This window comes from Janibacter sp. CoH_79_TC_3 (assembly GCF_058197955.1).
Window position 1 is genome coordinate 59,321 of the sequence record NZ_JBXWIV010000017.1, and the last position, 8,288, is coordinate 67,608.

9 protein-coding genes and 1 pseudogene are annotated in these 8,288 nt (G+C 41.9%); 7 read left to right on the forward strand and 3 right to left on the reverse strand.

Annotated features, from left to right (window positions below):
• Nucleotides 1-370: 370 nt before the first annotated feature.
• Entirely contained in the window at nt 371-1,630 is a 1,260-nt protein-coding gene (locus AC2FA3_RS12325) for a ferredoxin reductase family protein (protein WP_289050823.1), read from the reverse strand.
• Between the two features lie 321 nt (nt 1,631-1,951).
• Between AC2FA3_RS12325 and AC2FA3_RS12330 the strand changes: the two genes are divergently transcribed.
• The 4 genes from AC2FA3_RS12330 (at nt 1,952) to AC2FA3_RS12345 (ending at nt 5,070) form a co-directional block, all read left to right on the forward strand.
• The gene (locus AC2FA3_RS12330; RefSeq protein ID WP_020444589.1) at nt 1,952-2,557 is read left to right on the forward strand and encodes a cytochrome b/b6 domain-containing protein; all 606 of its coding nucleotides are present in this window, start codon (nt 1,952-1,954) and stop codon (nt 2,555-2,557) included.
• A 19-nt stretch (nt 2,558-2,576) separates the two neighbouring features.
• Nucleotides 2,577-3,251 carry a response regulator gene (locus tag AC2FA3_RS12335; protein WP_312749191.1) on the forward strand — a complete coding sequence of 225 codons (675 nt, stop codon included), beginning with the start codon at nt 2,577-2,579 and terminating at the stop codon, nt 3,249-3,251.
• Nucleotides 3,252-3,315: 64 nt separating this feature from the next.
• On the forward strand, nt 3,316-4,779 hold the full coding sequence (locus AC2FA3_RS12340; RefSeq protein ID WP_011959972.1) for an ATP-binding protein: 1,464 nt from the start codon (nt 3,316-3,318) through the stop codon (nt 4,777-4,779).
• A 99-nt stretch (nt 4,780-4,878) separates the two neighbouring features.
• Nucleotides 4,879-5,070 (forward strand): hypothetical protein, encoded by a 192-nt coding sequence (locus AC2FA3_RS12345; RefSeq protein WP_312749190.1) that lies wholly within the window; start codon nt 4,879-4,881, stop codon nt 5,068-5,070.
• Between the two features lie 188 nt (nt 5,071-5,258).
• Here the strand turns inward: AC2FA3_RS12345 and AC2FA3_RS12350 are convergent, their stop codons facing one another.
• The gene (locus AC2FA3_RS12350; protein WP_256713876.1) at nt 5,259-5,384 is read right to left on the reverse strand and encodes a hypothetical protein; all 126 of its coding nucleotides are present in this window, start codon (nt 5,382-5,384) and stop codon (nt 5,259-5,261) included.
• A gap of 112 nt (nt 5,385-5,496) precedes the next feature.
• Nucleotides 5,497-6,264 carry a cation efflux transmembrane domain-containing protein gene (locus AC2FA3_RS12355; RefSeq protein WP_490509828.1) on the reverse strand — a complete coding sequence of 256 codons (768 nt, stop codon included), beginning with the start codon at nt 6,262-6,264 and terminating at the stop codon, nt 5,497-5,499.
• A gap of 139 nt (nt 6,265-6,403) precedes the next feature.
• On the opposite strand from AC2FA3_RS12355, the pseudogene AC2FA3_RS12360 reads away from it, so the two are divergent.
• The 3 genes and pseudogenes from AC2FA3_RS12360 to AC2FA3_RS12370 all read left to right on the forward strand — a co-directional run.
• Nucleotides 6,404-6,478, forward strand: a pseudogene (locus AC2FA3_RS12360) (IS1 family transposase); the annotation flags it as partial.
• A 597-nt stretch (nt 6,479-7,075) separates the two neighbouring features.
• Entirely contained in the window at nt 7,076-7,540 is a 465-nt protein-coding gene (locus tag AC2FA3_RS12365) for an NUDIX hydrolase (RefSeq protein ID WP_007115209.1), read from the forward strand.
• A gap of 273 nt (nt 7,541-7,813) precedes the next feature.
• Nucleotides 7,814-8,185 carry an MliC family protein gene (locus tag AC2FA3_RS12370; protein WP_312749189.1) on the forward strand — a complete coding sequence of 124 codons (372 nt, stop codon included), beginning with the start codon at nt 7,814-7,816 and terminating at the stop codon, nt 8,183-8,185.
• Nucleotides 8,186-8,288: the final 103 nt, after the last annotated feature.

An 8,288-nucleotide genomic window follows, 5' to 3' on the forward strand; every position in this document is an offset into this window, starting at 1 on the left:
AAATAAAGCGTACCTATAGGAAACCAATCAGGTGCTTTCACTGGTTCGGTTCCCTAGTGAGGACTTGAATATTCGGTTGTACGCTATTGTTATCATCACTCCTAGTTATTTATAGTAGCTCCGTGTACACAGTAGTGTCCTTTTTAACATGAAATGGCGGTATATCCATTTCATGTTAAGTCACTGTAGACCATTAAGTATAAGACGGCCTTTAAACCACCAGGCTCCTGATCAACGTTCGATGACTTAAATTAATCTGTATACCATTGTCGTTCGCCTACTTAGCACTAGCACCGATGACTTTATGACTTGAGCCAGCGTGCCATTTGTCTTATTGGGTTTGTGTTAAGCACGGCAAATTGTACGTGTTCTAGCGAAAATCAAAAAACTCATAATGAATATTTTTGGCAGGAATACCATTTTCTTTCATTAACTCTTGTACTTTTCCTAAAAGCCCTTTTGGACCGCAAAAACTAATCTGAATCTGCTTTGGATTAACTTCACTGGCGACTTGCCGAATGGTTTCAGCCATGGCATTACTGCCACTTGGGTTGGCTACGAAATCTACTCCAGACTGTTCTGTCATCTCCTGCATACGCTCAACACTTGGAAAAACACGCGCAGGATCGAAGCAATATATCAGAGTGGCACGTTCAAAATGACCGATAGTTTTATCCTCTTGCCAAGAAATAAAGGGAGAGATTCCTACTCCGGCACCAATCCAGATTTCACGCTCTGCATTTGATATACGTTTAAAATTACCATGAGGCGCATAAATATCAGCCAACATACCCACTTTGGCTTGTTCATTTAGCTTTTTTGTATAATCACCCAATGCTCGAATCACAAAATGGATGTGTCCAGTATCAGAAGGTGCGTTAGCTATGGTAAAAGGATGCGGCTCGTGCAAACCTGGTTCTTTAAGAGAGATAAAGGCAAATTGACCAGCCTTAAATTGAAACCCTTTACGGACTGGCTCAAACTCCAAGTGTACCGCCGCTTTGCCCTGGGATATAGCGACTAACTTATACTCTCCGGCTTTGGCAATGAATGGGTACAATATCATCTTGTACAATGCTGCAATCACGCCTACAGAACAAAGTAGTGCTAACCAAATACCTGCTGGGCTAGTCAGTGTGATGGGAGACTCAAAGCTCAGCCAATGTAGTATAACGATTAGAAAAAGTGGACCTGAGAACTTATGCAACCAACGCCAGTTGCCATAGGGGATTTTCCGATTCAGTGCCAGTAGTATAATCAGACCTAGCGCGACAAGGCTAAGTTGACGCACCATCCGCGTCCAATATTTGGATAATTCTAAAATTGGTGCAAGCTCCCAAGAGTCTAGCTTGGCTTTGAATAAAAAATGATAGACAGCGAAGACAAGTGCCCATATAGCAATCCACTTATGCGCTTCATAAACTCTGTCCAGACCGCCAAAGATCCGTTCAACACCGTGCCAACGGCTAGCGAGTATGCATGAGCTTGCCATGCAGGCTAAAGCCGATGCACCCATAATCAAGCTGACTGTTGCTGACGTTATCCACGTTTCAGAGGGAATTTGCATGAGTACAGTGATTGATGTGATCAGTACGATACTACTGATTACTTGCCATGACTTTACAGCCATAAGAATCTCCCTAAAAATTATTTTATTCACGTTAAGAAGGCTTGATTTACTAAGTATACATTTATTGAAAAAGCATGGCTGATTATACAGCCTGATTCTTAAATAATTCTTAAGTGGTGTCTATGGCACGACGTAGGCTACCGGTTCGCTGCACAATGATTTACCTGTTTTAACGTCCTAAGCTCACCTTAAGATTTGTTTGTTGTAATAGCGATAAGGCAGATGATGTGATATCTCGTCTGCTTACGATATCTTGCTGATTTTCAGTGTTTAGCAGCGGGTGTTGTCAATAAACAAACAAATGATTAAGGAGTGACAACCATGAGCCAAAAAGACATCATTAATTGGGACGACTCTTCTGCACATGTACCGAACATGCCTAAAGCGAGGCAAGTAAAAGTTTGGGACCTATTAGTAAGAGTGACTCATTGGACAGTCGCAGCTGGTATTATTGCTAATCTGTTTTTTACCGAAGATGGTGGTGAGTGGCATGAGTATGTCGGCTATACCGTTTTGGGACTGGTGGTCATACGTTTACTTTGGGGTCTGGTTGGCACGCGCTATGCACGCTTTACTGGCTTTTTCCCCACACCAAAACGACTCAAACGGCATGTATCAGATTTAAGCGTTCGACGCGTTGATGAGCAGAATCTTGGTCATAACCCCTTGGCCGCACTGATGATGTTATCGTTATGGGCTGTGACTATAGGGTTAGGACTAACCGGTTATCTGATGGAAGCAGGGCTGTTTGGTGATAAAGAGGTGCTTGAAGAGATTCATGAGTTATTAGCAAACAGCTTATATCTACTGGTTCCTCTACATATCATCGCAGCGATTGCCATGAGTTACTGGCAACGCCAAAACCTCATTAAATCAATGATAACGGGCAAAAAAACGGTGACAGACAAGCCGACTACTATGAAATAAGTCAAGCGATGGAGCACTTATGGCACGCATATTATTGATAGAAGACGACAGCACCATCGCTGATGGAATTGTCCTTGGCTTAAAAAGTCATGGCATGATGGTGGATTGGTTTGGTGATGCCAAGCAAGGTGAGATGGCGCTGCAAGATGGCATGTTTGATGCGGTACTGCTGGATTTGACCTTGCCAAAAGGTGATGGCATGACCGTCCTAAAAAACTGGCGGGAAAAACACATAGATACGCCAGTATTGATTATCACCGCTCGCGATGCGATTGCCAATCGTGTGGCAGGACTCAATGCCGGCGCTGATGATTATTTGGTGAAGCCATTTGCATTAGATGAGGTGATTGCCCGTCTACAAGCATTGATGAGACGCAGCCAAGGTCGGTGTCAACCTGAAGTCTGTTATGGCGAAGTGGCCTATCAGCCTCAGAATCAGCAAGTCTCTTATCAAGGCAAAATGGTAGAATTAACCATCAAAGAAGTGGCAATCTTAGAGCAAATGCTGACCCACCCTAAGCAAATCCACAGCCGCGCAAGCTTAGAAGACAAGCTATATGGGTGGCAACAAGATATCGAAAGCAATGCCATTGAAGTACACATTCATCATTTACGTAAAAAACTGGGCAATGATTTTATCTTGACCAAACGCGGTATTGGCTACTATCTCAATCCAGTCCATAACCACCATTAACCACCGTTAGGCATTCAACGGTCTGTTTTTGGTGCCTCCACTTTGTCTGCTACTTGGTGAGCCTATGAAAAGTATTCAGCAACGGCTATTAACATCGCTACTGATTGGTTTACCTTTGCTGTGGGTGCTTACCTCAAGCTTTATTGCGTGGAAGCTTTGGCACGAAATCAATGAGATGAATGACACCCAAATCACTCAAGTTGCCCGTTATTTAATAGGGGTCGCCCCCAAAGAAGAGGACGATAAAGACCATCATAGGCAAAGGGATGATAACAAAAAGCACACGCCCAAAATCTATGCGTTAAAAAGTAAGCAGCTATCAGGTGATCTTGGTGAGGCTGAGGATGACTATATGGGCTTTGCCATTTGGGATAAAAAAGGCCGTCTATTAATGGCTGATGAAAATGGTCAATCATTTGCTTTTTTGCCAGACCAGCATGGGTTTTTAGAAGAGCATGATTCTGCCTATCAGCGCCTCAACCCTTTTAGTAAGCGCTGGCGTTTATTTTACGTCCATGATGATCATGACTATGAAGGTCGGGTCATTGCCGTCGGACAGAACCTCAAATCTCGCCGAGAGATGATTACTGATGCCATGTCCGTGCAAGTGCTGCCGATGTTGATTGGGCTATTTGCATTTATGGGTTTGGTGGTGTGGCTGATCCGGCGGGGGTTTATGCCGTTAACTCAGATTAGTAGTGCGCTTGAACAGCGTCAACCGCAAGATGATAGCCCCATCACAGCGGACGTGCCCAAAGAGATCCAACCGTTAGTGAGCGCCTTAAATGTCTTGTTTGTAAAAGTCGCGGATACCCTAGCACGTGAGCAGCGCTTTACCGCCGATGCCTCACATGAGCTTAGAAGCCCGCTTGCGGCGTTAAAGCTACAAGCTGATTTGTTACAGCAGCAGATATTGCAGTTATCTGGCGTAGAAGACGATAATCAGCTGTTCTATCATGCCCAAAACATTAGCAATGGCATTGAGCGGGCCACTCATTTGGTCGATCAACTGCTGATTTTAGCCAAAATAGAACCGCAACAACAATTACCTCCTGAGCAATTAGAAAGTCCGGATTGGTTGATGCTAACGGATATTGTACTCAGTGATGTCAATCGGCTGGCTCGTGAAAAGCACATGCAATTAAAACGCACTGTGAACTGTGACAATCCTGCTGATATTCTACCCATCCTTATCAATCCAATTTTATTCAAACTGCTCATCCGTAACCTGTTGGACAATGCCATTCGCTATTGTCCCGAGGGCGCTTTGATTGAACTTCAGCTCGACACCAATGCTATTAGAGTGGTCGATAATGGCAGTGGCGTCGAGCCAGAACAACTGACGCGCTTAAGCGAGCGCTTTTATCGCCCAGCAGGTCAAAGCCAATTAGGTAGCGGTCTTGGGCTATCCATTGCCAATCGAATAGCAGAGCTGCACGGTCTGACGTTAGAGTTTGCTAACCGCTCTCAACCAGAAACTGGCTTTATCGTCACGATAAGACATAAAAAAGCGATATCAAGCATCTGATAAAACGATAAAAATTAATCGGCGTGGGCTTAAGGTTGAGTTAATATTTACCCCGTATGCTAGTTGTATTCCCTAATAATATAGACGGAGTACAATCTTATGAGCCTACCTCTATTAAAACCCTTATTATTGACTGTTGGTGCAACCTCATTAGTGTTTTTTGGTGGCGTTATCGCCTTATCTGTCCAGTCGCCCAGCGCTGATGACGCACTATCAGCTGCGAATGCCATGAGTCAAAATACTGACATTACCTCTATATCCTCGAGACCATCCCAGATTCTGTGTAACTGACGTTTAGATTAAATACTTACACAAAATTTAGGAAGGTCTCTGAAAATTAACCACCTGACACAACTCGTCACCTACTAACAGATCTTGGCGGTCATAAAAGTTGCCCCAACGCTTATAATTATTATCCGTTCTCGACTCAGGGTTATAAGTAATGGCGATGTAGGTTTGAATTTTATTAGTGTCCTAAATTAGTTGACCACCACCAGATTCTTATCAAAGACTTCATCATCTATTATTCGCCAAACGGCAACTTGCTGATGGTCTTTGGTGGTGACTAGATTTAAAGTTTGTTCAATCATTGCTTGAGGTCTCATATCCTTATGATGTTTATTTGCTTCAAACCCAGTTACTTTACACTTAGCGGTTTAATTAAGCTACTTACTTGAGCTACTTACTTGAGCTATTTGCTTCAGTTATTAGGCTTGGCTACTTACTCAACTTCAATATTCTAAAGGCGCCCTGAATAACTAAAGCAAATACGATGCTACCAATAATCAAATCAGGCGTACTAGAGTGTAACCAATTAACCAAAATCCCTGCAACAATTACCCCTAAATTGATAATCACATCGTTTGAAGTGAAAATCATACTGGCTTGCATATGGGCTTCTTCTTTGCTTTTCGATTTTTGTAGTAAATAGAGGCAAATCGAGTTTGCAATTAGCGCAAGAATCGATATGACTATCATGGTAGAAAAGTCAGGTAACTGCTCATTGCCAAAGAAACGTCTTAGTACTTCTAAAAAACCAAGAATCGCTAGCGTAATTTGAAAATATCCGGCAATTCTAGCAATCCGTTTTTTCTTAATGACCGTTCCACCGACCGCAAATAAGCTAATTCCGTACACGAAGCTATCTGCTAACATATCTAAGCTGTCGGCGACCAACCCCATCGAACGAGAAATCAGTCCCGTGCTCATTTCAATAATAAAGAAAGCAAAGTTAATGACCAGCACTATCCATAGTAGCTTTCTTTGCTCAGCATCTTTTTTGTGACTAGAATCAGCATCAATTTTAAAATTATTGTTGGGATCAGAGGGGTCAATGGTTTCGGTCGAGAGTAGGGTGTCTCCTAATTTTAGGTCATGAATAGCAGTCTCTATCCCTTCTATATTGTCATGATGAAACACAGTTAATTGACGGTTAGGAATGTCGAACTCAAGATGTTCAATATTCGAGTGGCCCTCTAATTTCATTCGGATTAGGTTTTCCTCCGAAGGGCAGTCCATCTTCGATATTTTAAAAGTTGTTTTATTCATAGCTACATTTATATCCGGGTGGTGGTTCAAAAAGTAGGCTGAAAAAAAACAGGCTGAGAAATTGATAAATAGTGAAATGCAAATGACACTATACATCAAATGCCCAGCCTGTCTAAGTGACAATATAAAGAAAAATGGTTTCAAAAGCTATGCCTCTGCCTTACTAATAACAACCTAAGATCGAGGATTTACAGTTGGAGCCTACAGGCGTAAAAAGTTAAAAATACTAAATGACGCAGGAACGCATGCTGTTCTTAAAGTGTCTATTGCTCCTCTGAATTTTATTGAGTATACGTAGATGCATGTTTTGCTAATTTACATAATGTACAAGCATTGCGAGCACTACATTTTAATTTGATAAAGTCGCTTTTTTCTACAGCATAAGAATAATATTTACAATTGAAACAGAGACTTGCGGGGATAATTCTAGTTGTACAGAGTTTGGAAAAGTCCTCAGTCGGTAGGAATATGATCACAGCTTGGTAGGAATTTTACCGCGGCTATATTCTGTCCAATGACCTATAAAATCTTGTGAGCTCTCCATGCGTATCCGATATTTAAGTACCGTTTGTACGCTATCACACTAAATGACGCAGGAACGCATGTTGTTCTTAAAGTGTCTATTGCTCCTCTGAATTTTATTGAGTATACCTATGGCGAATCAATCAGGTGCCTTCACTGGTTCGGTCCCCTAGTGAGGACTTGAATATTAAGCTATCCTCTATGTCCTATTCTCAATTGAGTTTTTATGTCTAATATACTAAGTAATGAACCTATAATACAATACGAACCACAGAGCCTACGTCCAATAGTAGCTACTATTGGAGTACTTTTTAAAGATGGAAAGGTGCTTTTAGTACGCCGTGCTAACCCACCCGATGCAGGTCGATGGGGTTTTCCCGGTGGTAAAATTGAACGTGGGGAAACTGTTAAAGATGCTGCCGTTCGTGAACTTTATGAAGAGACAAGCATTGTATCAAAAGCCTTTAAGACATTTAACGCTGTAGACGCGTTTGACTTTGATAGTAGTGGTAAGCTTCGTCACCATTTTGTTCTTGTAGCCGTACTTTGTATTTGGGTTTCTGGTGATCCTCTAGCAGGTGATGACGCCCTAGAAGCTAGATTTTTCGATATTGAAGATTTGATCAATGCAGATTTAGCCCTTAGCTTAGATGTTAAAGAAATAGCATTACAAGCAGCTGAGTTACTCTAAAAAGTAAGAAAGTTAGCTGACGCTCAACTTTATAATCGCCAGTATAGTCATCTTAGGGGCGGTACTGGTATTTATCTTAAATAAAAAAACAGTGTAAACAAAAAACCAAATATCACTCAATCATTTAGGCTATAAGGATGTAGCAAATCACGAAAAAGACAGAAATAATTACCTTGGTAAACTCTAACCACAACACGAAATTACATTTGAGCATGTATCATATTGCTCAGTATAACAACTCACATTCACTTACCAAATTGAGGAATATCGTTTATGAAAAAATTACTTGCTGTTGCTCCTTTTACCGTTTTGTTAGCCGCTTGTGCAACCAACGCTCCGACCACCGCCGCCCCAACCACTGCTGCCAAACCAGTCGTTCAGTCATTTACCTGTGAAGACAACGGCATGATTACTGCCGCCTATGCAGCGGAGGGTCAAGCGGCCAACCTAAACATCACCTTGCCAAAAGTAGGTCTACAAGACGCAAAAATCACGCTAGAGCAAGCAGTATCAGGCTCTGGCGTACGTTATGTAAACAATGTAAACCCAAAGACCACCTATGACTGGCATACCAAAGCAGACTTTGGCATTATGACCATCACCTCAGATAATGGTCAACAGTATCAAGTAAACTGCCAACTATAGTTATTGACTATAAATAATGTATTGACACCCCACTCTCAACTTGAAATAAGCAACTCAAACTGAAGAGGCGGGTTACCAAGTTTTTTGTTGAGTACAAAGCATA